This window comes from Kribbella sp. NPDC004875 (assembly GCF_042873375.1).
Classification (GTDB): Bacteria; Actinomycetota; Actinomycetes; order Propionibacteriales; family Kribbellaceae; genus Kribbella.
In genome coordinates, this window is record NZ_JBIALI010000010.1 from 73,949 (window position 1) to 98,307 (window position 24,359).

Genomic DNA, 24,359 nt, shown 5'->3' on the forward strand with positions numbered 1-24,359 from the left:
CCGGCCGCCGCTTCGTGCTGTCAGCGGGGTGGACGGCGCGGGTCGTGTCCACCCGGGCGGCGTTTGAACAGGCCGCCCTTGTTGCGTTCGACCGTCGGCTCTTCGGCCCACGGCGCCTGGTTCTGCGTGGTGTCTTCGTCCTCGTCGGGCTGGCCGCTCCACCAACGGCCGGCCGACTGCTGCTCCGGACCTGAACGCGGCGGCTGGTCCTGCTGACGAGCCGGCTGCTGACCGGGCGGGCTCTGGTCGGCAGCGCGCTGGTTGGGGGCCTGCCATTCGATCGTCGGCTCGTCGTGCGAGCTCGAGCGTTCGGCGCGATTGGCCCGCTGCTCCGCGACGCTCGTGGTGAGGATGGTCCGGGTCGTGCTGTCCGCGTGCTCGTCCGCGTGGTGGTGCTGCGGGTGGGCGTCGGTGCGAGGGCCGCCGAGACCGCCCGGGCGCAGCGGTCCTTCGGTGGGGCGGGGAGCCGGGCGCATCCGCAGTACCAGGAAGACCACGACCAGCAGCACCGCGGCCAGGAAACCGAACCCGAGCCTCGGGATCAGCGGCATCACGATCCCGCAGCCGCCGCCGATCACCCAGGCGAGCTGCAGCACCGTCTCGGAGCGCGCGAATACCGACGTCCGCACGGATTCGGGGACGTCGCGCTGGATCATCGCGTCCAGCGACAGCTTGCCGAGCGAGCTGCACAGGCCGGCCACCAGGCCGAGCGCGACCAGGATCGGCAGGCCGTAGAGCACCGCGACCGCGACCGCGACGACCGCGTCCGCGAGCAGGACGACGAGCACCATCGCTTCCGGTTTACGGGCCTTGAGCAACGATCCGAGCAGGGTGCCGAGGCTGTTCCCGATGCCGGCCGCGGCGACCACCGCACCGGCCGCGACGGCGCCCTTGACCCCGCTGATCGGCTGGTCCCGCAGCAGGAACGCCAGGTACATCGTGAGGAACCCGGACACGAACCGCAGCCCGAGATTGCACCGGATCCCGCGCGAGACCGCCGCGGTGATGGCGCGCCGGCGGGCGTCGCGCCCCGCCGTACCGGTGACTTCCTCGTCGGCGGGGGAGTCGACCGCGCTCGGCAGCCGGATCGCGAGGATCAGACCGACGATGTAGACCAGCGCAGCCCAGCGCAGTGACCATTGCGGGCCGATCGCGGCGAACGCGGCCGCGATACCGGCGCCGATGGTCGCGCCGGCGACACCGGCGAGCGAGATCCGGGAGTTCGCCGTGACGAGCGTGATCTGCTTGGGCAGCAGTCGCGGTACGGCGGAGGCGCGGGTGACGCCGTACGCCTTGGAGGCGACCAGGCAGCCGAGGGCGGCCGGATACAGCCAGGCGGAGCCGTGGCCGGCGATCGAGGACGCGAGGCTCCAGACCAGGAACGCGCGGACGCCGAGCGTCGCGCCGATCGCCCAGCGGCGGCCGTGGCGGAACCGGTCCAGGATCGGGCCGATCAGCGGCGCCATCAACGCGAACGGCGCCATCGTCAGCAACAGGAAGAGCGCGACGCGGTCGCGGGCCTGGTCGCTCGGCACGGTGAAGAACACCGTCCCGGCGAGGGACACCGCGAACGCCGTGTCACCGGCGGCGTTCACCGCGCCGAGCTCGATCATCCGGGACAGCCCGGACTCACCGGCGCCCTGCGCACCGGTCAGCCCGCGGATCCGGCGTCCGGTGGCGCGGCCGACCTTGCCGCCGACCTCGGCCGCCTTCTTGGACGCCGAGGCGACACCTTCGGCCCCGACCTTCGACGCGTGCCCGACCTTCTTGCCTGCGGTCCCGACCCGCTCCCGAGCGTCCCCGAGCCGCTCGCCGGCCGACTTGCCGTCCGGCTTCCCGGACGGCTTCCTGTTGCCTTTCCCGGCCGGCCCGCTCTCCGATGGCCCGGCCGGCTTCCCCGCGGACCGGCCGGTGCCGCCGCGTGCCGGGCCGTCGGCGGGGTTGCCGCCGGGGGTGGCCTTCGGGTCGCCAGGGTCGGGGGAGTGCATGCAACCATCCTGCCTCCTGCCGGGGACAGAGCGCAGGCACCGCGCGTGCGTCCGCTGGATGGCGGTTCCGCGACGTCGGTTCGGCGCCGTGGGAACGGCGTGCGAGAATTGGCGATTGTGACTCCCGTCAGAATCCCGGAACCGGTCCGTGCCAAGCCCGACGCCGTCTGCGTCGCGGCGGTCGAACCGGCCCGCGAGGCCGCGATCGCCGAGGCCGGCGCCGCGCAGGTCGGGGAGCACCTCGGTCAGTCGGTCGAGGGCGAGCGCCTCGTCACCCACTACTTCGCCTCCGCCCACCCCGGGTACCGAGGCTGGCGCTGGGCGGTCACGCTGACCCGTGCGTCCCGTGCGAAGACCGTCACGGTCAACGAGGTCGTGATGCTTCCCGGCGAAGACGCGATCGTCGCGCCGGAGTGGGTCCCGTGGTCGGAGCGCGTGCAGCCCGGCGACCTGCGCCCCGGCGACCTGTTCCCGACGCACGTCGACGACCCGCGCCTCGAGCCGGGGTTCACCGACACCGCGGACGCCCCGGAAGAGGTCCTGACGGTGGTCGAGGAGCTCGGTCTCGGCCGCGAGCGGGTGCTCTCGCCGTTCGGGCGTGCGGACGCCGCCGAGCGCTGGTACGCCGGGGAGTTCGGCCCGTCGTCCGCGATCGCGCAGGCCGTCCCGTACAAGTGCTATTCCTGCGGGTACTGGATCCGTCTCGCCGACAGCCTCGGTCAGGCGTTCGGGGTCTGCGCCAACGAGATGGCCCCCGGGGACGCCCACGTCGTCGCCTACGACTACGGCTGCGGCGCCCACTCCGACGCGACCATCGAGATCTCCGAGCAGCCGACGCCGGAGCACGCCTTCGACACCACTGGCTACGACAACCTCGAGCTGGCCGTCACCGAAGCCGACGACTAAGGGCGTGTGGATCGCCCCGGCGTCCTACAGCTCTGCCCGTTCGGGCTCACCCGTGTTGCCGCCGCTCGACAGGACGTGTCGGCGTTCTGCGCCGGATCGACCCGCGACTTGAGCGTGGCGATGTGCGGACTCATCGCACACCTCCTGTCGAGATGCGCCTCGACTACTGGGTGAGGCGGAGGTCAGTGATGGTGGTCAGGTCGATCCCGTAGCGGGCGTACACCTTGGTGGTGTTCTCCCCGGTGAGCTCGTGTTCGCCGAATCCGAGCAACGCCGCGACCTCGACGACATGATCGCGGGACCGCCCCTCGATCTCGAGGTACGGCGGGATGCGCGGCCACCGGTCCAGCTCGAGCCGGGCGTCGTGGAACAGGAAGCTGGTTCGCCGGTTCTCCTGGTAGGCCTTCGGGGTGTAGCCGAGCTTGGCCAGGAGTTCGTTCGTGATCGCGAAGTCGCTCACCACGACCTCGGTCTCCGTGGTGCCGTCGATACCGTCGTGCGCGATCTCCTTCACCGTGAGCGTGACCTCGCCCCCGGTGTCCCGCAGCCGGATCCAGCGCGAGCCGTCCCCGGTCGCGATGTCGTAGACGTACCGTCGCGACACGCCATCCGCGACCTGCCGCCCACCGAGCCCCAGGATCTTGCCGGCGACCGTGTTCAGGTCGATCCCCAGCACCTTCGCCTCGAACTCAACCGGCATCTCGCCCCTTCACACAGTCACGCGGGTCCGTGCACAGGCAATAACCTGTTCAAGGTCCCCACTTCCCCGCCCGACCCCCCACGCCAGCCACCCGTCTCCCAGGACCGGCGGCCGCGACGAGCCGCGCGGGTCAGTCTTCGGTCTCCGGCCGATGACCGGCCTGGATCGCGGCCCAGCGGCGCTTGCAGTACCAGAGGCCGATCAGCCCGAGGCCGAAGCCGGCGACCGGGACCCAGATCCACCAGTCGAGGCCGTCGGCCTTGAGCTGGTCGCGGAAGATCAGCAGGACGACGAAAGCGACCACCCAGGCCACGATGCCGGTGATCACACTCGGGATTCCGGACAGGTCCAGCGGCTTGACCTCGGCGTGCACCAGCTCGCCACGGGCCAGCTGGCTGGTCGGGTCGGTGCGCTTCTTGGATGCCCCCTGGTCCTCCGTCACGTGCCTACCTTAGCTTCCACCCACGCAACGGTTTGCGGTAAGTGCTCGCAACTGCCCGGGCCGACCTGGCACGATGCGGTCATGAGTTCGCCCCAGGCCGCGACGGCCCGCTCCGGTTCCGGTCCACTGGACTCCTTCTTCAAGATCAGCGAACGCGGATCCACGCTCGGCCGGGAGATCCGCGGCGGGCTGGTGACGTTCTTCACGATGGCATACATCGTCGTGCTGAACCCGCTGATCATCGGCACCGTCAAGGACGGCAGCGGCCAGTTCGTCGGCGGTGGCACCGACCCGGCGGCGTCGATCGCGAAGGTCGCGGTCGCGACCGCGCTGGTGGCGGGGGTGGTGACGATCCTGATGGGGGTGGTCGCGAACTTCCCGCTCGCGCTCGCCGCCGGGCTCGGCCTGAACGCGTTCATCGCGTTCACGGTGGCCACCAAGATGACCTGGGCGGACGCCATGGGCCTGGTGGTGCTGGAGGGCCTGATCATCCTGATCCTGGTGCTCACCGGCTTCCGCAAGGCGGTCTTCGAGGCGGTGCCACTGCAGCTGAAGGTGGCGATCAGCGTCGGGATCGGCTTGTTCATCACGTTCATCGGGGTGATCGACTCCGGGTTCGTACGGCGTCCCGGGGCCCCGACCGGCCCCCCGGTCGAACTCGGGGTCGGCGGCAACCTGCGCGGCTGGCCGGTGCTGGTGTTCGTGTTCGGCCTGCTGCTGATCGTCACGCTGTACGCCCGGAAGGTGAAGGGCGCGATCCTGATCGGCATCCTGGCCTCGACGGTGCTGGCGATCGTCCTCGAGGCGGTCGTGAAGATCGGCGCCCGGACCGAGGACAACCCGGGCGGTTGGGGCCTGAGCGTGCCGAAGCTGCCGGACTCCTGGTTCACGAAGCCGAACCTGGACACGATCGGTGAGTTCAACCTGTTCGGCTCGTTCGACAAGATCGGCATCGTGTCGGCGCTGCTGCTGATCTTCTCGCTGATGCTGGCCGACTTCTTCGACACGATGGGCACGATGACCGCGATCGGCGCCGAGGCGGGGCTGAACGACAAGGAAGGCATCCCGCCGAACTCGCAGCGCATCCTGATCGTCGACAGTGTCGCCGCGGCCGCCGGTGGTGCGGCGTCGGTGTCGAGCAACACGTCGTACATCGAATCGGCTTCCGGTGTCGGTGAGGGGGCCCGGACCGGGCTGGCGAGTGTGGTGACCGGGATCTGCTTCCTGATCTCGATGGTGGTCGCGCCGCTGGTCACGCTGGTCCCGTACGAGGCCGCGACGCCGGCCCTGATCCTGGTCGGATTCCTGATGATGACGCAGGTGAAGGGGATCGACTTCGACGACATCGAAGTCGCGTTCCCGGCGTTCCTGACGATCGTGCTGATGCCGTTCACGTACTCGATCTCGGCCGGTATCGGTGCCGGGTTCGTCGCGTACGTGATGCTCAAGGTGGTGCGCGGCAAGGCCCGCACGGTGCACCCGCTGATGTGGGTGGTGGCCGCGCTGTTCGTGATCTACTTCGCGATCGGCCCGCTGACCGACTGGCTGACCTGAGCACGGTGAACCCGATCGAGGACTTCCCGGTCCAGTCCGCGCGCACCGGGCGTTTCACCTACGGCCTGCCGAAGGCCTTCACGCTGGGCCGCGAGCACGTGCTGTTCCTCCGGGCCACCGGTCCGGAGGACCGCACCAGTTGCTTGTGGCAACTCACCGCGGACGGTGTCGAACACCTCGTCGTCGCTCCCGAGGACCTCGACTCCGGCGGTTCGCTCCCCGAGGCCGAGCGAGTACGGCGGGAACGCAGCCGCGAGCACAGTTCGGGCATCGTCGCCTACTCGACCGATCGCGCCGCCCGCCACATCGTCTTCGCGCTCCAGGGCGTGCTCTACCACCTGGACGGGCCGGAGGCGTTGCCGCGCGAGGTCTGGACGGCCGGTCTGGTCGTCGACCCGCGGATCGATCCGGCCGGGCGCCGGGTCGCGTACGTGACCGGTCGCGAGCTGCACGTGGTGGACCTTGCCGACGGCAAGGACCTGACCGTGGCGTCGGACCCCGACCCGGAGGTCAGCTGGGGGCTGGCCGAGCACGAGGCCGCCGAGTCGATGGGCCGGACGCGCGGGTACTGGTGGTCGCCCGACGGCACCCGGCTGCTCGCGGCGCGCGTCGACCAGACCCCGGTGCAGCGCTGGTGGATCGCGGATCCGGCGAACCCGGATCGCCCGCCCCGCGAGGTCGCCTACCCGGTCGCCGGTACGGCGAACGCGATCGTCACCCTGCACGCCTTCGACCTCGAGGGCGGAGCGGTCGAGCTGCGGTGGGACCGGAGGAGATACGAGTACCTCACCGCGGCCACCTGGGACGCACACGGCCCGCTGTTCGCGGTCCAGTCGCGTGACCAGCGCACGCTGTTGGTGCTGGCGGGTGATCCCGCGACGGGCGAGACGCGAATCCTGCACGAGCAACGCGACCCCGCCTGGGTCGAACTGATCGACGGCACTCCGGCGCGGACCGCGTCCGGCCGGCTCGTCCACACCGAGGACGTCGGCGAGACCCGCCGGCTGGTGATCGACGGCGTACCGGTGACGCCGGACGGGCTCCAGGTGCGCGGTGTTCTCGAGGTCTCCGGGGAGTCCGTCCTGCTGGAGGCGAACGACGAGCCGACCGAGCGCCATCTCTGGCTGTACGACGCGCGCGGGCTCCGGCGGCTGAGTAACGGCCCCGGCGTGCACAGCGGGAGCCTCGTCGACGACACGTTGCTACTCACGTCCCACACCGAGTCGGGGCGCTCCTTCGTCGTACGTCGGCGCGGTCTGCCGGATCGATCCATCGAGGCACGCAACGCCGAGCCGGTCGTCACACCGCGGATCACGTGGGTGGGCGCGGGCAAGCTCGATCTGCGCACCGCCGTACTGCTGCCGTCCTGGTACCGGCCCGGCGACAAACCGCTGCCGGTCCTGATGGCGCCGTACGGCGGTCCGGCGATGCAGCTCGTGACGCGGACGAGCGGCGGTGCGTACGCGGCCGCGCAGTGGTTCGCCGAGGCCGGGTTCGCGGTCGTCATCGCGGACGGTCGCGGTACGCCGGGCCGCGGACCGGTGTGGGAGAAGACCGTCCACCTCGACAACCTGACCTTGCCGCTGGAGGACCAGGTCACCGCCTTGCAGGCGGCGGCGGAACAGACCGGTGCGCTGGACCTGAGCCGTGTGGGGATCAAGGGCTGGAGCTATGGCGGGCTGCTCGCGGCTGCCGCCGTACTGCTGCGCCCTGATGTCTTTCACGTGGCGGTCGCCGGTGCCGCACCGGCGGATCAGCGGCTCTACGACACCCACTGGCGGGAGCGGTTCCTGGGGCATCCGGACGAGAACCCGGAGATCTACGACCGCCTGTCGCTGATGACGTACGCCGCGGACCTGCGTCGCCCGCTGCTCCTCATCCACGGGCTCGCGGACGACAACGTCTTCGCCGCGCACACCCTTCGCCTGTCGGCCGCGCTCGTCGCGGCAGGCCGTCCACACCAGGTGCTCCCGCTGTCGAACGTCACCCACATGGCGAGCAGCGAATCAGCCGCGGCCGGCCTGCTCCGCTCCCAACTCGCCTTCCTCTCGAGCCACCTACTCTGACCCGAAAGCACGCAGGAACGCCCTAGCGGACCGAGTCAGGCTGCCAGGACGTCTTGCGGAGCTCCAGGTACTCCGCCCGCGCGGTGAACAGGTCACGGAGCTCCGCACTGACGTTGTCGAGGAACTCGGTGCGGTACGTCGAGTCGGTGAGCAGCGCGATCGAGTAGTAGAGACCGGTGAAGTTCGCGATGCCGACCGAGACCTTGATCAGTGACGCGCTGAGGACGAGCGGGTGGTTCATCAGCTCCATGTTGTACGACCAGCTGCCCTTCGTGATGCCCCACTGGTCGTAGATGTGCTCGCTGATCGCGAGCAGGCCGAAGGCGACGAAGAACAGGCCGACGCCGGCGCTGACCACGAGAACCTGCATCCACTGCCGGATCATCAGGTTGACGCTGAGGTTCACCCGCTGGATCGGTTGCAGCGCCGGACCGGAACCGGCGTCGCGCTCGATCGCGTCGACCTCTTTCGGCAACCGGATCAGCAGGAACACCGTGCTCAGCAGCGTGAACGCGACCACGGAGAAGACGATGAAGGCGGTCGGCATCCCGGCGAACACCTGCCACATGTCCGCGGTGATGAACAGCACCAGGGAGAAGACCAGCAGCAACGGCAACGCCCGGATGAAGCTGGCCACGGAGTTGGCCAGCTCTCCGGCCAGTCGGCGTACGCCCCAGACGATGGTCGCGATGAAGCCGTAGGCGACGACGACGTACACGACGCCGACCAGCAGCAGGTTGCCGAGGGCGACGCCGAAGAACTGCTTGAGCTGCCCCTGGGTGACCACCGGCAGCAGGGCCGGAAGCAGCACGAACACCGCCAGCTCCGGGATCCCGAAGCGGGTCGGCAGCGACCAGAACGGCCGGCCCCGGAACCCGTTCAGCAGGCCGAACCCGGCGACCAGTGCGACCAGGCCGCCGACCGCGGCCAGCAGGTTCTGCCACCAGTCCCAGTCCAGGGAGGTGGCGCCGATCATCTCGGCCAGGAACACCAGCACCAGCAGCGGCGCTGCCCGCGTGAAGATGTCGTGCGTCGGTGAGAAGTCCTCGATGAACAGCGGCAGCCCGGCGCGCCGGAACCGCTGCTCGTACCGCTCCAGCTCGCCGCTCGTCCCCATGACCGCGCACTCTATCGGTCCGGGAATACCACAGCGTGATCGCGGGTTTTTAGTTAGCAAAGGTAATGAGTTAAGGTAAGGACATGCCCGAAGTCGTAGCCCAGCAGGTGAAGAGTGACGTCGGCCTGGCGAGTGCCCTGCGGTCGTCGACGCTGCGGCTGTCCCGGCAGATCCGCCGGCAGCGCGAGCCCGGTCACGACCTCACCGCGAACCAGCTGAGCGTGCTCGGCGCGCTGTCCAAGCACGACGCGATGACGATCGGCGAGCTGGCCGCCCACGAGCAGGTGAAGCCGCCGTCGATGACACGGATCGTGACGAACATGGAGGAGGCGGGCCTGCTGGTCCGCCGGCCGCATCCGACCGACAAGCGGCAGATCGTCGTCGAGCTGACCGACCGCGCCGACGAGCTGATCCTGGCCAACCGCCGGCGCCGCGACGAGTGGCTGCAGACCAAACTGAAGCAATTGACCCCCGAGGAGCGCGACATCCTGCGCAAGGCAGCCCCTGTTCTCGAACGGCTGGCGGCTCGATGAGCCCCACCTTCCGTGCTTTCAAAGTCCGTAATTTCCGTCTGTACGCCTCCGGCGCGATCGTCTCGAACGTCGGCACCTGGATGCAGCGTGTCGCCCAGGACTGGCTGGTCCTGGAGCTGACCCACTCCGGTACCGCGCTCGGCATCGTCACCGGTCTCCAGTTCCTCCCGGCCCTCCTCCTCGGCCCGTACGCCGGCCTGGTCGCCGACCGGTTCCCGAAGCGGCAGGTGCTGACCTGCACCCAGATCGCGATGGCCTCGGTCGCGTTGTTCCTCGGTGGCCTGACCATCGCGGGCGTCGTCCAGCCCTGGCACGTGTACCTGCTGGCCCTGCTGTTCGGTGTCGGCACCGCCTTCGACGCCCCGACCCGGCAGGCCTTCGTGGTCGAGATGGTCGGTCGCGACGAGCTGTCCAACGCGGTCGGCCTGAACTCGGCCTCGTTCAACGCGGCCCGGCTGCTCGGCCCCGCCCTGGCCGGCCTGCTGATCAACTGGATCGGCACCGGTCCGGTGATCCTGATCAACGGATTCACCTACTCGGCCGTGATCCTGTCGCTGCGGCTGATGCGGGTCTCCGAGTTGCACACGCCGAAGCCCGCCGCCCGCGACAAGGGCATGATCCGCGACGGCATGCGCTACCTGTGGCGCCGGCCGGACCTGATGATGGTGCTGGTCGCGGTGTTCTTCGCGGGCACCTTCGGACTGAACTTCCAGCTGACGTCGGCGCTGATGGCGACCCAGGTCTTCCACAAGGGCGCGGGGGAGTACGGCATCCTCGGCTCGGTGCTCGCGATCGGCTCACTGGCCGGTGCGTTGCTGGCCGCCCGCCGGGTCCGGATCCGCGCCCGGCTCGTCATCGGCGCGGCGTTGGCCTTCGGTGTCGCCGAGGTGATCAGTGCGGTGATGCCGACGTACGTCGGGTTCGCAGTGGTGCTGCCGCTCGTCGGGCTGGCCTCGCTGACGATGCTGACGTCCGCGAACGCGACGATGCAGCTGAGCATCGAGCCGACCATGCGCGGCCGGGTGATGGCGCTGTACATGACGGTCCTGATGGGTGGTACGCCGATCGGGTCGCCGTTCATCGGGTGGGTCGGCCAGGAGTTCGGTGCGCGGTACTCGCTGATCGTCGGCGGTGGGCTGACCGTCCTCGGCACGGTCGGATCGGTGCTGTACTTCTCCCGCCGCCGGGGACTCGCGATCCGGCCGCGGTTGCTGCCGCGCCCGCGGCTCGAAGTACTGCCGCAGACCGAGCTGCTCGGCGACAAGGCAGTCGTCGAGGCCGCGCCGCCGGCGGAGCCCGAAGTGCCGGCGAAGGAGACCGTGCCGGCGAAGCAGGACGCCGGACCACAGGTCGCCTAAGGCCTGACCCGGGTCAGCAGGCGCGCGGCGAAGAACAGCGCGTCGACGTCCGTGCCGCGGTGGGTGACCATCGCGGCCGGGTCGTGTTTCGGCTTCGGGCGGTGCTCCGGCGTACTCGCCGTGCTGATCCGGAGGAAGCCGCGGCCGCCGATCCGGCCCTGGTGCGGGGACCATTCCACCTCCAGGATGTCACCGAGCGGCACCGCCCGCGGGGCGCCGAGGACCTTCTTCTTCCGGCTCGCGCCCCGCGCGTACGTGAACGTGAGATGTCCGCTCGCCACCGCCAGCGACGCGTCCCGCCCGGAGATGCGGTCCGGCGCGACCGGCGGCGCGAGCAGCCAGGCGGTGGCCCGGGTCGCCGGTACGTCGCGACGCACGAGGGTACGGCGGATGTCGCCGGCGATCGCCTCCGCGAGCTCGGGATCGGCCTCCGGGAAGTCGTAGAGATCGATCAGCGGCTGGGTCACCGACTGCAGCGGGTCGGCCCCGTCGCGCAGCACGAACCGGATCCCGGTGCCGCTCACCTCGACCGCCCGCAGCGCCTCGACCGGCAGGCTGCGCTCGCCGAGCCGGGGGCGCACGGGATCGGGCGCCGCCGCGCCGTACCGGAGCCGGAGCGTCCCGACGCCGTCCCAGACGACCGTGCCGTACGCGCTGCTCAGCTCACCACTTGCCACCCTGCTCATCTTCCCTGGTCCGTGGGTTCACCGCAGATTTGGGGCCGTCACCCCCACAATGGGGTGTGACCCACTACGACCTCGTGATCATCGGGACCGGCTCCGGCAACACGATCGTGAACCGGCGGTTCGCCGATTGGAAGGTGGCGATCGTCGAGCGTGGCACCTTCGGCGGCACCTGCCTGAACTTCGGCTGTATCCCGACCAAGATGTTCGTGCACGCCGCCGACGTCGCCGCGACCCCGGCCGAGAGCGCGCGGTACGGCGTCGACGAGCAGCTGCTCGGCGTCCGCTGGCCGGACGTCCGGGACCGGATCTTCGGCCGGATCGACCCGATCTCGGCGGGCGGGTCGGCGTACCGGCACCACAACCGGGACAACGCCAACGTCACGATGTACGACGGCACCGGCCGGTTCACCGGCGTGAAGGAGCTGACCGTCGACGGCAAGGACGGCTCGACCAGCGTCTTCAGCGCCGACCGGTTCGTGATCGCGACCGGCAGCCGGCCGATCGTGCCGCCGATCCCGGGCCTCGAGGAGACCGGCTACCACACCTCGAACACGATCATGCGGCTCGAGGAGCTGCCGCGCCGGGTCGCGATCATCGGCAGCGGGTTCGTCGCCGCCGAGTTCGCGCACGTCTTCGGGGCGTTCGGGGTCGAGGTCACGATCGTCGCCCGCTCGAAGGAGCTGCTCCGCCCCGAGGACGGCGAGATCGCCGCCCGCTACACCGAGATCGCCCAGCAGAAGTACGACGTCCGCCTGAACCACGAGACGATCCGGGTGACCCGGCGGGACGACGGCTCGGTGCTGGTCACGATGCTGAGTCCGGACGGTCTCGACGAGCTGGTCGTCGACGAGCTGCTGGTCGCCGTCGGCCGGACGCCGAACTCCGACGTACTCGACCTGGACGCCACCGGGGTCGAGGTCGACCGCGAGGGACGCGTGCTGGTGGACGCGTACCAGCAGACCACCGTCGACGGCATCTACGCGCTCGGCGACGTGACGAACCCGCACCAGCTGAAGCACGTCGCGAACCACGAGGCCCGGGTGGTGAAGCACAACCTGCTGAACCCGGACGACCGGATCGAGGCCGACCACCGGTTCGTCCCGCACGCGGTCTTCAGCTCGCCGCAGATCGCCGCGGTCGGGCTCACCGAGGAGGAGGCGAAGGACCGCGGGATCCCTTATGTGACAGCGGTTCAGCGGTACGCCGACATCGCGTACGGCTGGGCGATGGAGGACACCACCGGGTTCGCGAAGGTGCTCGCCGACCCGACGACGGGCCAGATCATCGGCTGCCACATCATCGGCCCACAGGCGCCGACCGTGATCCAGCCGGTGATCCAGGCGATGAGCTTCGGCCTGGACGCATACACGATGGCCCGCGGCCAGTACTGGATCCACCCGGCGATGCCGGAGCTGATCGAGAACGCGCTGCTGAAGCTCGACCTACACCCGGAAGGCTGAGATCACGTCGGCGACGGTGTCGAGAGTGTCGAGGTCGGGGAGGCTGATCATCACCTCGGCGACCCCGGCCTCGGACAGTTCGCGGAACCGGCCGATCTGATCGTCGACGGTGCCCGCGTTCACGGACGCGGCGTACCGCGCCGGGTTGACGTTCCGCGGTCGCAGGCGTTGCACCAACTGGTCGACCTGTTGCTGGTTCTTGCCCACCAGCGTCGTGGACAGATGCGTGAGCTCAACGTCCCGCGAGGTCACCTGCCGCAGGTACGCCGCATGCTTGCGGACCGTCGCGGTGTCGCCGAAGACGTTGACGGCGTCCGCGTATCGCCCGGCCAGCCGCAGCGTGCGCTGACCACTCCCGCCGACCAGCAGCGGCAGGCGTTCCTGCAGCGGGCGTGGATAACACGTGGTGTCCGGAACCTCGAGGACCTCGCCGTGGAACGGTTTGTTGCCTGGTCCCCATAAAACCGGGAGCAACCGCAGCGCGTCGGCCAGCAGTGCGTACCGTTGGCCGACGGTCGGGAACGGCCATCCGTACGCCGTGTGCTCGGCCTCGAACCAGGCGAGTCCCACACCGCACACCGCGCGGCCGCCGCTGAGCACGTCGAGCGTCGCCGCGATCTTCCCGAGGTGCGCGACGTTGCGGTAGGTGATCCCGGAGACCAGCGTGCCGAGCCTCACCCGCTCAGTGCACGCGGCGAGATAGCCGAGCGTCGTCCAGCTCTCCAGGAAGTCGTCCCAGGCCCGCCCTACCTGCGGAATCTGCCGAAAGTGATCCATCACGTAGACCGCGTCGAACCCGGCCGCCTCGGCCCGCTCCGCCACCTCACGCACCCACGAGGAGAGCCCCTCGCGGCCGCCTTTGTAGGCGCTCACCTGCAGCCCGAAGCGCAGTCCCACCGGCGCTTCCGATTGCCTGTCGCGCGCGGCGGTCGACTCGACGAAGTCCGCCGGCACGACGCGCGCGGCGGTCGGCCGCAGTACCTCGTCGTACCCCTCGGTCGGGAGTTCCTTCTTGACCGACGTCCAGGATCGCAGTTGGGACGTCAACGCGTCCGCGGGGATCCGCTTCGCCGTCCGCTCGCGGTTCCGCCGGCGGCACTCGTCGGGCGGAGTGTCGAAAGCGACCACCACACAGGGCATTCCGGCCTCGCGTGCCAGCTCGAGCCATCGCGTACGCCGCTCGCGATCCAGGCCGAGCGTGTCGATCACCGTCGTCAGCCGCCGCCCGATGCGCTGTCGCACGACCACTTCCAGCAGCGCGAAGGCGTCGGTGCTCGCCGCGATGTCGTCCTCGCCGGAGCCGACGAGCGCCCGCAGCCGATCACTCGAAACGATCAGCTCCGCCGCGAACTGCTCGGCCGCCCAGGTCGACTTCCCGGACGCGCCGGGACCGGCCAGGATCACCACGCACGGCGACGGCAGCTTGAGCTCCACAGAAAGCAGTTTCCATCACCGCTAGCATTTTGGGATGCGATTGTTCGTGGCCGTCGTGCCACCCAGTGAGGTAGTGGAGGATCTGAGCGAGTTCGTCGAGCCGCGCCGGGAGCATCCGGACGACGACATCCGGTGGGCGTCGGAGGAGCACTGGCATCTCACGCTGGCGTTCCTCGGCGAGGTGCCGGACTGGAAGACCGAGGAACTCGAGGAGCGGCTGGAACGGGCCGCGCAGCGGCAGAAACCGTTCGAACTGCAACTCACCGGAGCCGGCGCCTTCCCCGGCGTCCCGGACGCCCGGGTGCTGTACGCCGGAGTTCGCGACGACACCGAGTCACTCAAACACTTGTCGATGACGACGCGGGCCGCGGCGAACCGGGCCGGGGTCACCGTCGAGGGCCGCAAGTTCAACCCGCACCTCACGCTCGCGCGGCTGCGCCGGCAGATGGATGTCACCAAGTGGGTGCGGATCTTCGACACGTACGAGAGTCCCGTGTGGACAGCGCGCAGTCTGCGGCTGATCGAGTCCCGGCTCGGCGAGGGTCCGGGCCACAGTGCGGCGTACCTCACTGTAGGCGAATGGGACTTCTTAGGCTAACCTCAGCAAGGTTAGCCGTACCTAATGCTATGAGAGAGTCCCGCCATGCTCGCGAACTACCTGATCGGACTCCGTGAAGGACTCGAGGCCTCGCTGGTCGTCAGTATCCTCGCCACCTTCCTGGTCAAGTCGGGCCATCGCGATCGACTCAAACTGGTCTGGATCGGAGTCGCCACGGCCCTCGCCGTGGCGGCGGCCGCCTGGGGGCTGCTCCAGTTCGTCACCGCGCTGACCGCCAAGTCCTTCACCACCCAGGAGACCGTCGGCGGGGTGATGTCGATCCTGGCCGTCGGCTTCGTCACCTGGATGATCTTCTGGATGCGCAAGGCGTCCCGCAGCATCGCCAAGGAACTCCGCGAACGGATGGGCCAGGCCCTCGAGGTCGGCTCCCGCGCGGTCGTCATCCTGGCGTTCCTCGCGGTGTTCCGGGAGAGCATCGAGACGGCGTTCATCGTGTACGCGTCCGCTGCCACCGCGACCACCGCCGTACCGTTCATCGGCGTCCTGCTCGGTCTGGCCACCTCGGTGCTGCTCGGGGTCGCGATCTACAAGGGCGCGGTGAAGATCAACCTGGCCGTGTTCTTCAAGTGGACCGGCGCGGTGCTGATCCTGGTCGCGGCCGGCATCTTCGCCTACGGCTTCCACGACCTGCAGGAGGCCGGCATCCTGCCCGGCCTGCACACCGTGGCCTTCGACATCTCCCACGTGATCCCGCCGGACAGCTGGTACGGCGTGCTGCTCAAGGGCATCTTCAACTTCAACCCCGCCCCGAGCGTTCTCGAGGCGAGCGCGTGGCTCGTGTACCTGGTCCCGGTGCTGGTGCTCTACTTCCGCCCGGTGAAGAGCTCCACGCCGCCCGCTGTCCCGGCCGGGAAACCCGCCACCGGCCACGCGGCCTGAAACACCTCTCGTCGTTCCCCGCTCAGGAGAAACATGTCCACCTCACTGGCCCGCAAGGCCTCCATCCTCGGTGTCGTCCTCGGTCTCGCCGCGCTGACCGCGTGCGCGAAGGACGAGCCCGCGGCGAAGGACGACGGCACCGGTCCGGTGTCGGTGAAGGCGTCCGACTCGGGTTGCGACCTCAGCCGCCGCGACGTGAAGTCCGGCACCAGCACGTTCTCGGTGTCGAACGGCGGCAGCAAGGTCACCGAGTTCTACGTGTACGCCGACGGCGACCGGGTGATGGGTGAGGTCGAGAACATCGGCCCGGGCCTGAAGCGGGACCTGATCGTCGAGCTGCCGACCGGTAAGTACCAGGCGGTCTGCAAGCCCGGCATGGTCGGCGACGGCATCCGGGGCGAGCTGACCGTGACCGGTGACGCGCCGTCGCAGGTGACCGAGGACGCGCTGCTCAAGCAGGCGGCGGACAGCTACCAGCGGTACGTGAACTCGCAGGCGGTCGCGCTGGAGCAGAAGACCACCGAGTTCACCGCCGCGGTGAAGGCCGGTGACGTCGCCAAGGCGAAGGCCCTGTTCCCGGTGTCGCGGACCTACTGGGAGCGGATCGAGCCGGTCGCGGAGTCCTTCGGCGACCTGGACCCGAAGATCGACGCCCGGGTGAACGACGTCGAGCCGGGCACCGAGTGGACCGGGTACCACCGGATCGAGCAGGCGCTCTGGGTCTCCAACACCACCAAGGGCATGGAGAAGTACGCCGACCAGTTGCTCGCCGACGTGAAGACGGTCGTGGCGAAGGCGAAGGTCGTGAAGCTCACGCCGCTGCAGCTGGCGAACGGCGCGAAGGAACTGCTCGACGAGGTCGCGACCGGCAAGGTCACCGGCGAGGAGGACCGCTACTCGCACACCGACCTGTGGGACTTCCAGGCGAACGTCGAGGGCTCGCAGGCCGCGATCCAGGCGCTCCGCCCGGCGCTGCAGGCGCGGAACGCGGCGCTGGTGACTCAGCTGGACACCAACTTCAAGGCGGTCTTCGCGTCGCTGGACAAGTACCGCGACGGCGACGGCTTCAAGCCCTACACCGCCTCCGAGACCGAGAAGAAGGCCCTCGGCGCCGTCGTCGACGGCCTCGCCGAGCCAGTCAGCCAGGTCGCCGGAGTCATCGCGAAGAAATGACAGACAACAAGCCCACACTCGGCGACTCGTCCCCCGGCGACCCGCCGGCCGGCGCTCCGGCCCCTGGCTCGGCTCCTGCTTCTGCTTCTTCTCCCGCCGACGCCCTGGCGGAGCCGGGGCGTCAGCGGGGGTTTTCCAGGCGGGGGTTGTTCGGGGCAGCGGGGGCTGCTGTTGCGACGGGTGTTGCTGGGTATGCGGTGCGGTCGGCGGTGGCCAGCCAGCCGACCCAGGCTGCGGACGGCAATGGGCCGGTCGAGTTTCACGGGGCTCATCAGGCCGGGATCATCACCCCCGTCCAGGACCGCCTGCACTTCGCCGCGTTCGACGTGACGACGACCAAGCGCGAAGAACTCATCTCGCTCCTGAAAGAGTGGACAGCCGCCGCCGCACTCCTGACGGCAGGTCGCGACATCGGCCAGTACGGCGCGGTGAACGGACCGGACGAAGCGCCACCCGAGGACACCGGCGAGGCGGTCGGCCTGCCGCCGGCGCGGTTGACGATCACCGTCGGGTTCGGCCCGGGCCTGTTCGACAAGCGCTTCGGTCTCGCCGCGAAACGGCCCAAGGCGTTGGTGGATCTGCCGCACTTCATCGGCGACGACCTGGACCCGCAGCGGTCCGCGGGCGATATCGCCGTACAGGCGTGTTCGGATGACCCGCAGGTCGCCGTACACGCGATCCGGAACCTCGCGCGGATCGGGTTCGGGCGGGTCGCCGTACGGTATTCGCAGCTCGGCTTCGGGCGGACGTCGTCCACGTCAAAGGCGCAGGCGACGCCGCGGAACCTGTTCGGGTTCAAGGACGGCACGAACAACATGAAGCTCGAGGAGGCTGACAAGCTCGAGCAGCAGCTCTGGGTACAGCCCGAGGACGGCCCGGACTGGATGGTCGGCGGCGCGTACCTGGTCTCGCGACGGATCCGGATGAACATCGAGATCTGGGACCGTACGTCGCTCGGCGAGCAGGAAGGCATCATCGGGCGCGGCAAGGGTACGGGCGCTCCGCTGGGCAAGGCCGACGAGTTCGACGCGATCGACTTCGGCGCCAAGAACGCCGACGGCGAGCCGAAGGTCCCGGCCGACTCGCACGTCCGGTTGGCGCACCCGCAGTTCAACAACGGCGCCGAGCTGCTCCGCCGCGGCTACAACTTCGTCGACGGCTCGGACGGCCTCGGTCGCCTGGACGCGGGCCTGTTCTTCCTCGCCTACCAGCGGGACCCGCGCAAACAGTTCATCCCGATCCAGAATCAGCTGGCCAAGAACGACACGATGAACGAGTACATCCACCACGTCGGCTCCGGCATCTTCGCCTGCCCGCCTGGGGTCACGCCCGGCTCCTACTGGGGCGAGAAACTCTTCAGCTGAGCCGCGCGATGTGAGGAGGCCTCAGGCCCTGGGTAGGGCACGCAGGGCGATCTCCACCGTCGCGTACAGGCCGGCCCGATCGGCCCCCGCGGCGGCGTGCACCGCGTTTCCCTCGCTCACGGTCATCACGTAGTGAGCGTGGCCGGGTGTTCGGTGCGAACACCCGGCACGTAGTCCTCGAGGTACACACGTCCTATTTGACCGCGCCCGCGGTGACGCCGGCGACGAAGTGTCGCTGTGCGAGCAGGAAGCCGATCACGACCGGGATGCTGACGACCAGCGCGGCCGCCATGATCTGGTTCCAGTAGATGTTGGTCTGCGTCGAGTACTGCCGCAGACCCACGGACAACGTCCGGTTCGCCTCGGTCGTCATCACCGAGGCGAACAGCACCTCGCCCCAGGCCGTCATGAACGAGTAGATCGCGACCGCGATCACGCCGGGCCGCGCGGCCGGGAGTACGACGCGCCAGAGCGCTCCCATCGGCCCGCAACCGTCCACCAGCGCGGCCTCGTCGAGCTCGCGCGGGATGCTGTCGAAGTACCCGGCCAGCATCCAGATCGAGAACGGCAGGCTGAACGTCAGGTACGTGATGATCAACCCGAGCCGCGTACCGACCAGCTGCACACCGAACGAGTTGTTGATGTTCACGAAGATCAGGAACAACGGCAGCAGGAACAGCACACCCGGGAACATCTGCGTCGACAGCACCGTCGTGGTGAACACGGTGCGGCCACGGAACATGAAGCGCGACACCGCGAACGCGGCCAGGATCGCGATCGCCACCGAGAACGCGGTCGCCGCCACCGAGACGATCGTCGAGTTCACGAAGTACCGGGCCAGCGGCACCGTCTTCCACATGTCGATGAACGGGTCGATGGTCAGGTTCGACGGCCACCAGGTGAACGCGCCCTGCACGTCCTTCAGCGGCTTCAGCGACGAGGTCGCCATCACGTACAGCGGCACCAGTACGAACAGCCCGAGGACGAGCAGCACGACACCGCGGTAAATCTTGAAACCCCTGGTCTCACGCACGACGCGACCTCCTTCCGGTGACGAGCAGATAGGCGCCGGTGACGATCATCAGGAAGATCAGCAGCAGTACGGACATCGCCGCACCGGTCCCGAAGTTCCAGGTCAGGAACGACGCGTTGTAGATGTGGAACGTGATCAGGTCACCGGCCGGCGGCTGCGCCGTACCGAACAGCACGTACGGCGTGTTGAAGTCGCTGAACGTCCACAGGAACAGCACGAGCACCAGTACCAGGTTCACCGGGCGCAGCGAGGGGAGCGTGATGTTGCGCCACTGCCGGATGTTGCCGGCGCCGTCCACCGAGGCCGCCTCGTAGAGGTCCCGCGGGATGCTCTGCATACCGGCCATCAGCGTCAGGAACGCGAACGTCCACAACTTCCAGCTGGCGACCGTGATCAGCGAGATCAGCGCGTTGCCGCCGATCAGCCAGAACGGCTTGCCGTCGGTGAGGTGCAGCTGGTTCAGCACGTGGTTCACCGCTCCGGTGTCGCGCTGCAGCATGAAGTTCCAGGTCAGGATTCCGGCGTACGCCGGGAGCGCGTACGGCACCAGGAACAGCGTCCGTACGACGCCACGCCCGCGGAACTCGGGCTGCAGGGCGACCGCGGCGGCCATCCCGAGCAGCCACGACAAGGCGACCGTGACGAGCGAGAAGACGACCGTCACGCCGAAGGACTTCAGCAATCCTTCGCCGACGGCGTTGTTGAAGTCGAGGGCGACCTTGTAGTTGCCGAACCCGGCGCTGGGCGCGGCGGACCAGTTCGCGATGAAGAACTTGGTCAGTTTGACGAAGCTCATCCAGATCCCGACCAGCATCGGGATGATGTGGATGAACAGCTCCATCAGCACCGCCGGCGCCAGCAGCGCGTACGGCAGCCACCGGTTCAGACCCGGCCGGCGCTCCGGACCGCGTTTCGTCTTGGGCTTCGCGGGCTTCGTGGCGGCCGGCGTCGCTTGCTCTGTGGCGACGGACATCCTCCGGGTCGCCTCCTGTCTGTCGGGTGCGGGTGGGCTGACGTGGTCGGTGGCCCGGACGCGCCGCGCCCGGGCCACCGAAGCGTGGTCAGCTACTCGCCGCGACCTGGTCCTCGGCGGTCTTCAGCGCCGCCTTCACGTCGTCGGCGGTCACCGTCCCGCCGGTCGCGATCTTGGCGAACATCGCGTTCATCGCCTTGCCGACGGTGCTCTCGAACTGGTCCTCGGCCGGCACCAGCGGCAGCGGCTTGGACTTGGTGTTGTAGACGTCGGAGAACGTCGCCGCCTCGGCCGCGTCGGTGGTGAACACCGGCTTGGCGTCCTTCAGCACCGGCAGCGAGGAGAACGGCTTGCCCAGCGTGGTCTGCGTGTCCGCGCCCGTCATGTACTTGACGAACTTCAGCGCCGCGTCCTTGTGCTTGGTGTTCTTGAACACCGACAGGTTGATCCCGGCCACATGGCTGGCGACCTGCTCGGCGCCGGACGGCGCCGGGAACGGTACGACGCCGTACTCGCCGGCCTTCATGCCGTTGGCAACGATCGAGGAGTCGGCGTTGTTCTGGTTGATGACCATCGCGACCTTCTTGGTGGCGAAGTCGTTCACCGACTTGGTGCCGTTGTCGTACTGCGCGTTCGACGGGTTCGCGACCTTGTCCTTCTGCATCAGGTCGAGGTACCGCAGGACGCCCTGCACGTTGCCGTCACCGGTGAAGGTCGGCTTGCCGTCGCCGTTGAACCAGTCGGCCTTGTTCTGCGCGGCGTTGATGAACGCGAAGTGCACGTTCTCGGTGTAGCTGCCGGCCGCGAGCGCCATACCCCACTGGTTCTTCGCGGGGTTGGTCAGCTTCTTGGCGGCGGTGACCATCTCTTCCCAGGTCTTCGGCGGCTGCAGGCCGGCCGCCGCGAACATCGCCTTGTTGTAATACAGGCCGTAGGCCAGACCGTAGAGCGGGACCGACGTCGGGTCGGTGCCTTCCTTGCCGCCGGTCGCCAGAGCCGTCGGCACGAACTTGTCCTTCCCGCCGATCGCCGTCATCGCGTCGCCGTCGAACGGCAGGAACGCGTCGGTGGCCTGCAGCGAGGCCGCCCAGGTGTTGCCGATGTTGACGACGTCCGGCGCCTGGCCGGAGGTGATCGCGGTCTGGATCCGGGTCTGCAGATCGTTCCAGCCGATCACCTCGAGGTTCACCTTGATCCCGGTGTCCTGGGTGAACTTCTGCAGGACCGGGGTCAGCACCTCCTTGTCGTTGTCCAGGCTGGTGCCCTGGTTGCTGGCCCAGTAGGTCAGCGTCTGGTCACCGGAGCTGCCGCCCGAGGAGTCATTCTTGTCGCCGCCACCACAGGCGGCGAGGCTGATTCCCATGGCGGTCGCCGCAACCGCGGCTACAAGCGAACGCAGTCTCACGTCGGACTCCCTCGTCCCGTCGAGCCCCCGCTGACGGCGGGGGCGGATCGGCCCCATCCTGACCTAACCGGTTAAGTTTCGAAACCCTAACCGGTTCAGTTCTCGGGTCTTCGTTACGACCTCGTGACTCTGCCAACCTTCACCAGAGCCCCGGCAAACGCAATCCAACACCCTTCGAAACCACTCGATTTCACACAGTCTTCAAACTGCGGCCCCGGCCGACGAATCGGCGCGGTACCCCGCCTCCCACCCGCCGCCCTCGGATTTCGACGACACAACCCTCCACTCGAGGGGGTGCCGCGCGAGCCGGTGGGTTGCCCCTGGGGAATTCGAGGGGGCAACCCTCTGGTCGAGGGGGCGAGTCCTCGAACGCGTCGCGATCACCTGCAGGTGGCGGGCAAGCTGCGGAGGAGGCGGTGGGTCAGGTGGGGGCTGGGCCGGAGGACTCGCGGGGGCGGAGTTCGCCGGCGGGGGCCTGTTCGTGGAGATCGGTGTCGCCGGTGACGATCCGCAGGAGCAGGTCGGCGGCGGCCCGGCCGCGTTCCATCGTCTTCTGGTCGACCGCGGTGATGCCGGGCCGGGCGAGTTCGCACAGCGGGGAGTCGTCCCACGCGAGCACCGAGACCTCGCCGGGGATCGCCGTACCGAGGTCCAGCGCCACCCGGAGCGCGGCGACCGCCATCAGGTCGTTGCCGAGCACGATCGCGGTCGGCGGGTTCGGCCCGGTGAGCAACTGACGGGTGAGTTCGGCGCCGTCGTCGTACCGGTAGCTGCCCTCGATGTGCCGGACCGTGATCCCGTGCCGGGCCGCCTGTTCCTGGAACGTCTGCACCCGCAGGCGTTCGTGGATGAACGTGAACGGCCCGCTGATGTGTGCGACGTTCGTGTGCCCGAGCTCGACCAGGTGCTCGAGCAGCAGTGTGACGGTCTCCTCGGGTGAGCTGATCAGCCGTCCGACCGAGTCGTCCGGCGCGTTCGAGCTGACCACCACGCACGGCACCCCGAGCTCCCGGACGACCGGGATCCGCGGGTCGTCGTCGTGCTCGTCGAACAGGATGAACCCGTCCACACGCCCCTGCCGCGACCAACGCCGCAGTACGTCGAGATCCTCGCCGTGCTCGCCCGTCAGCCGGAGCAGCAGCGACGAGTCGACCTCGTTCAGGTATTGCTCGATGCCGACCAAGGTGCGCATGTAGAACGCTTCGGTCGAGATCAGCGTGGGGTCGCGGGCGATCACGATGCCGATCGTCCGGGTCCGGCTGGCCGACAGTGCGACGGCGGCCGAGTTCGGGTGGAAGCCGAGCTCCTCGGCGAGCGCGAGGACGCGTTGCCGGGTCTCCTCGCTGACGCCGGCGCGGCCGTTCAGCGCGTACGAGACCGACGCCTTCGAGATGTGCAGCCGGCGCGCGAGGTCGCTGATCGTGACGCGATGGCTGCGGCGTGTACTGCCTGCCGGGCCGTCGCCGTCGGCGTCACCATCTGGAACGGATCCGCTGGTCGTCATCGCCCGGCACCTCGCACAGACGGAAAAGTGTTCATGTCGGTCCCCGCACAGACGGGAGGTTAGCAGCGGCTTTTCGGGGCTGGCGGGGCCGCCAGGTTTTGGATAGCGTTTTCCCATGTCATCGACCGAGCCGTTGCGACTGGATTTCCTGCCCTGGGAGTACGCCCGCAAGGGCACCGACGCCGAGCGTGAACGGCAGGCCGAGCGGCAGTCCCGGCTCGGTGGGTCGGTCGAGCTCGGCCCCGACGTGTACGTCGCCGAGTCCGCCGCCGTCTACTGCGACGTGCTGCGGCTCGGCGAGCGCTCGTACATCGCCGCGCACGCCTACGTCACCGGCGAGATCACGCTCGGGTCCGACTCGACGATCAACCCGTTCGCCACGGTGCGCGGCCAGATCACGATCGGCGACGGTGTCCGGATCGGCGCGCACACGTCGATTCTCGCGTTCAACCACGGCACCGCGCCGGACCGGCCGGTCTTCCGGCAGCCGATCACCGCCCGCGGCATCACGATCGGCGACGACGTCTGGATCGGGTCGAACGTGACGATCCTGGACGGCGTCACGATCGGGTCGCACACGATCATCGGCGCCGGCGCGGTCGTCACGAAGAACATTCCCGCCAACTCCGTCGCGGCCGGCAACCCGGCCCGCGTCCTCCGCTCGCGGACAGGAGCATCCATGTCAGGTGACCTTCGGACCTTGCTGCGGGAGTTCGCCGCCAAGGCGCGCGCCCAGACCGACGACGTACTCGCGCGGTGCTGGGACGGTGAGCGCTTCGTCGACCGCCCCGGTCTCGACGCCGCGCCCGAGATCCGGCCGTGGTGCGACGCGATCGAGATCGCCGACCTGCTGGTCCGCCGGGCCCCGGCCGGCCACTCGCGCGACGACCTCGTCCGGCGGCTCCGCGCCCGTCAGGATCCGGCGACCGGACTGGTATCACCGGGGGACCTGTCCGACGACGGCCTCGGCAAGCCGTCGGAGGCCGAACTCGCTGTCCTGCAGGGCCCCGCGAGCTACCACGTGCTCTGCGTCGGGTATGCGCTCCAGGTTCTCGGGAGCGGTTTCGAGCACCCGATCACCACCGAGTTCACCCTCGACCAGCTCGACGACCTGCCCTGGGAACGGCACGCCTGGTCGGCGGGTTCCGGCATCGACGCCCTCGGT

At 69.1% G+C, this 24,359-nt stretch carries 20 protein-coding genes and 2 pseudogenes; 12 read left to right on the forward strand and 10 right to left on the reverse strand.

What is annotated here, in order from left to right; all coding sequences use genetic code 11:
* Positions 1–20: 20 nt before the first annotated feature.
* Positions 21–1,988: an MFS transporter gene (locus ACFYRH_RS39340; protein ID WP_387785727.1), complete on the reverse strand. Its 1,968-nt coding sequence runs from the start codon at positions 1,986–1,988 to the stop codon at positions 21–23.
* A gap of 117 nt (positions 1,989–2,105) precedes the next feature.
* On the opposite strand from ACFYRH_RS39340, the gene ACFYRH_RS39345 reads away from it, so the two are divergent.
* Complete coding sequence (locus ACFYRH_RS39345) at positions 2,106–2,894, forward strand: DUF3027 domain-containing protein (RefSeq protein WP_387785729.1); 789 nt, start codon at positions 2,106–2,108, stop codon at positions 2,892–2,894.
* Between the two features lie 163 nt (positions 2,895–3,057).
* On the opposite strand, the gene ACFYRH_RS39350 is transcribed toward ACFYRH_RS39345, so the two are convergent.
* Positions 3,058–3,594, reverse strand: a complete 537-nt coding sequence (locus ACFYRH_RS39350) for a class IV adenylate cyclase (protein WP_387785732.1) — start codon at positions 3,592–3,594, stop codon at positions 3,058–3,060.
* Positions 3,595–3,724: 130 nt separating this feature from the next.
* Positions 3,725–4,036, reverse strand: coding sequence for a DUF2530 domain-containing protein (locus ACFYRH_RS39355; RefSeq protein WP_387785734.1), 312 nt, complete (start codon positions 4,034–4,036; stop codon positions 3,725–3,727).
* Between the two features lie 81 nt (positions 4,037–4,117).
* On the opposite strand from ACFYRH_RS39355, the gene ACFYRH_RS39360 reads away from it, so the two are divergent.
* The gene (locus ACFYRH_RS39360) at positions 4,118–5,590 is read left to right on the forward strand and encodes an NCS2 family permease (RefSeq protein WP_387785736.1); all 1,473 of its coding nucleotides are present in this window, start codon (positions 4,118–4,120) and stop codon (positions 5,588–5,590) included.
* A gap of 5 nt (positions 5,591–5,595) precedes the next feature.
* Positions 5,596–7,656 carry a prolyl oligopeptidase family serine peptidase gene (locus tag ACFYRH_RS39365; RefSeq protein WP_387785738.1) on the forward strand — a complete coding sequence of 687 codons (2,061 nt, stop codon included), beginning with the start codon at positions 5,596–5,598 and terminating at the stop codon, positions 7,654–7,656.
* A gap of 22 nt (positions 7,657–7,678) precedes the next feature.
* Here ACFYRH_RS39365 and ACFYRH_RS39370 read toward each other — a convergent pair whose 3' ends face one another.
* The gene (locus tag ACFYRH_RS39370) at positions 7,679–8,773 is read right to left on the reverse strand and encodes a hypothetical protein (RefSeq protein WP_387785741.1); all 1,095 of its coding nucleotides are present in this window, start codon (positions 8,771–8,773) and stop codon (positions 7,679–7,681) included.
* Between the two features lie 83 nt (positions 8,774–8,856).
* Here ACFYRH_RS39370 and ACFYRH_RS39375 point away from each other — a divergent pair, with 83 nt between their 5' ends.
* Together ACFYRH_RS39375 and ACFYRH_RS39380 are read left to right on the forward strand one after the other, a co-directional pair.
* The gene (locus ACFYRH_RS39375; RefSeq protein WP_387785742.1) at positions 8,857–9,306 is read left to right on the forward strand and encodes a MarR family winged helix-turn-helix transcriptional regulator; all 450 of its coding nucleotides are present in this window, start codon (positions 8,857–8,859) and stop codon (positions 9,304–9,306) included.
* Positions 9,303–10,664, forward strand: a complete 1,362-nt coding sequence (locus ACFYRH_RS39380; RefSeq protein ID WP_387785744.1) for an MFS transporter — start codon at positions 9,303–9,305, stop codon at positions 10,662–10,664. The genes ACFYRH_RS39375 and ACFYRH_RS39380 overlap by 4 nt, the downstream gene beginning before the upstream one ends.
* On the opposite strand, the gene ACFYRH_RS39385 is transcribed toward ACFYRH_RS39380, so the two are convergent.
* Positions 10,661–11,350, reverse strand: coding sequence for a DUF4429 domain-containing protein (locus ACFYRH_RS39385; protein WP_387785746.1), 690 nt, complete (start codon positions 11,348–11,350; stop codon positions 10,661–10,663). The two genes, ACFYRH_RS39380 and ACFYRH_RS39385, sit on opposite strands and share 4 nt — an antisense overlap.
* A gap of 56 nt (positions 11,351–11,406) precedes the next feature.
* Here ACFYRH_RS39385 and ACFYRH_RS39390 point away from each other — a divergent pair, with 56 nt between their 5' ends.
* Positions 11,407–12,810: a mycothione reductase gene (locus ACFYRH_RS39390; protein ID WP_387785748.1), complete on the forward strand. Its 1,404-nt coding sequence runs from the start codon at positions 11,407–11,409 to the stop codon at positions 12,808–12,810.
* On the opposite strand, the gene ACFYRH_RS39395 is transcribed toward ACFYRH_RS39390, so the two are convergent.
* Complete coding sequence (locus tag ACFYRH_RS39395) at positions 12,793–14,244, reverse strand: LLM class flavin-dependent oxidoreductase (RefSeq protein ID WP_387785750.1); 1,452 nt, start codon at positions 14,242–14,244, stop codon at positions 12,793–12,795. The two genes, ACFYRH_RS39390 and ACFYRH_RS39395, sit on opposite strands and share 18 nt — an antisense overlap.
* A gap of 34 nt (positions 14,245–14,278) precedes the next feature.
* Between ACFYRH_RS39395 and thpR the strand changes: the two genes are divergently transcribed.
* The 4 genes from thpR to efeB are packed head-to-tail and all read left to right on the forward strand — an operon-like array spanning position 14,279 to position 18,279.
* The gene (gene thpR, locus ACFYRH_RS39400) at positions 14,279–14,842 is read left to right on the forward strand and encodes an RNA 2',3'-cyclic phosphodiesterase (protein WP_387785752.1); all 564 of its coding nucleotides are present in this window, start codon (positions 14,279–14,281) and stop codon (positions 14,840–14,842) included.
* 45 nt (positions 14,843–14,887) lie between these two features.
* Positions 14,888–15,742 carry an iron uptake transporter permease EfeU gene (gene efeU / locus ACFYRH_RS39405; protein WP_387785754.1) on the forward strand — a complete coding sequence of 285 codons (855 nt, stop codon included), beginning with the start codon at positions 14,888–14,890 and terminating at the stop codon, positions 15,740–15,742.
* A 33-nt stretch (positions 15,743–15,775) separates the two neighbouring features.
* Positions 15,776–16,915 carry an iron uptake system protein EfeO gene (gene efeO / locus ACFYRH_RS39410; RefSeq protein WP_387785756.1) on the forward strand — a complete coding sequence of 380 codons (1,140 nt, stop codon included), beginning with the start codon at positions 15,776–15,778 and terminating at the stop codon, positions 16,913–16,915.
* Positions 16,912–18,279, forward strand: coding sequence for an iron uptake transporter deferrochelatase/peroxidase subunit (efeB, locus tag ACFYRH_RS39415; protein WP_387785758.1), 1,368 nt, complete (start codon positions 16,912–16,914; stop codon positions 18,277–18,279). The genes efeO and efeB overlap by 4 nt, the downstream gene beginning before the upstream one ends.
* Before the next feature lie 193 nt (positions 18,280–18,472).
* On the opposite strand, the gene ACFYRH_RS39420 is transcribed toward efeB, so the two are convergent.
* From ACFYRH_RS39420 to ACFYRH_RS39435, 4 genes are all read right to left on the reverse strand, one after another.
* On the reverse strand, positions 18,473–19,312 hold the full coding sequence (locus ACFYRH_RS39420; RefSeq protein ID WP_387785761.1) for a carbohydrate ABC transporter permease: 840 nt from the start codon (positions 19,310–19,312) through the stop codon (positions 18,473–18,475).
* The gene (locus tag ACFYRH_RS39425) at positions 19,305–20,285 is read right to left on the reverse strand and encodes a carbohydrate ABC transporter permease (RefSeq protein WP_387785763.1); all 981 of its coding nucleotides are present in this window, start codon (positions 20,283–20,285) and stop codon (positions 19,305–19,307) included. The genes ACFYRH_RS39420 and ACFYRH_RS39425 overlap by 8 nt, the downstream gene beginning before the upstream one ends.
* Positions 20,286–20,373: 88 nt before the next feature.
* Positions 20,374–21,690, reverse strand: a complete 1,317-nt coding sequence (locus tag ACFYRH_RS39430) for an ABC transporter substrate-binding protein (protein WP_387785765.1) — start codon at positions 21,688–21,690, stop codon at positions 20,374–20,376.
* Positions 21,691–22,111: 421 nt separating this feature from the next.
* On the reverse strand, positions 22,112–23,194 hold the full coding sequence (locus tag ACFYRH_RS39435) for a LacI family DNA-binding transcriptional regulator (protein WP_387785766.1): 1,083 nt from the start codon (positions 23,192–23,194) through the stop codon (positions 22,112–22,114).
* Positions 23,195–23,309: 115 nt separating this feature from the next.
* Here ACFYRH_RS39435 and ACFYRH_RS39440 point away from each other — a divergent pair.
* Positions 23,310–23,621: pseudogene (locus ACFYRH_RS39440) on the forward strand (acyltransferase); the annotation flags it as partial.
* Between the two features lie 84 nt (positions 23,622–23,705).
* Positions 23,706–23,808, forward strand: a pseudogene (locus ACFYRH_RS39445) (DapH/DapD/GlmU-related protein); the annotation flags it as partial.
* Between the last annotated feature and the right edge of the window lie 551 nt (positions 23,809–24,359).

What these genes read in the sequence shown, in the direction of transcription:
- efeB (WP_387785758.1), top strand. Translation starts at nt 16,912, where the DNA reads ATGACAGACAACAAGCCCACACTCGGCGACTCGTCCCCCGGCGACCCG.
- ACFYRH_RS39435 (WP_387785766.1), bottom strand. Translation starts at nt 23,194, where the DNA reads ATGACGACCAGCGGATCCGTTCCAGATGGTGACGCCGACGGCGACGGC.
- ACFYRH_RS39425 (WP_387785763.1), bottom strand. Translation starts at nt 20,285, where the DNA reads ATGTCCGTCGCCACAGAGCAAGCGACGCCGGCCGCCACGAAGCCCGCG.
- ACFYRH_RS39375 (WP_387785742.1), top strand. Translation starts at nt 8,857, where the DNA reads ATGCCCGAAGTCGTAGCCCAGCAGGTGAAGAGTGACGTCGGCCTGGCG.
- ACFYRH_RS39385 (WP_387785746.1), bottom strand. Translation starts at nt 11,350, where the DNA reads ATGAGCAGGGTGGCAAGTGGTGAGCTGAGCAGCGCGTACGGCACGGTC.
- ACFYRH_RS39370 (WP_387785741.1), bottom strand. Translation starts at nt 8,773, where the DNA reads ATGGGGACGAGCGGCGAGCTGGAGCGGTACGAGCAGCGGTTCCGGCGC.
- ACFYRH_RS39380 (WP_387785744.1), top strand. Translation starts at nt 9,303, where the DNA reads ATGAGCCCCACCTTCCGTGCTTTCAAAGTCCGTAATTTCCGTCTGTAC.
- ACFYRH_RS39350 (WP_387785732.1), bottom strand. Translation starts at nt 3,594, where the DNA reads ATGCCGGTTGAGTTCGAGGCGAAGGTGCTGGGGATCGACCTGAACACG.
- ACFYRH_RS39340 (WP_387785727.1), bottom strand. Translation starts at nt 1,988, where the DNA reads ATGCACTCCCCCGACCCTGGCGACCCGAAGGCCACCCCCGGCGGCAAC.
- efeU (WP_387785754.1), top strand. Translation starts at nt 14,888, where the DNA reads ATGCTCGCGAACTACCTGATCGGACTCCGTGAAGGACTCGAGGCCTCG.
- thpR (WP_387785752.1), top strand. Translation starts at nt 14,279, where the DNA reads ATGCGATTGTTCGTGGCCGTCGTGCCACCCAGTGAGGTAGTGGAGGAT.
- ACFYRH_RS39360 (WP_387785736.1), top strand. Translation starts at nt 4,118, where the DNA reads ATGAGTTCGCCCCAGGCCGCGACGGCCCGCTCCGGTTCCGGTCCACTG.
- efeO (WP_387785756.1), top strand. Translation starts at nt 15,776, where the DNA reads ATGTCCACCTCACTGGCCCGCAAGGCCTCCATCCTCGGTGTCGTCCTC.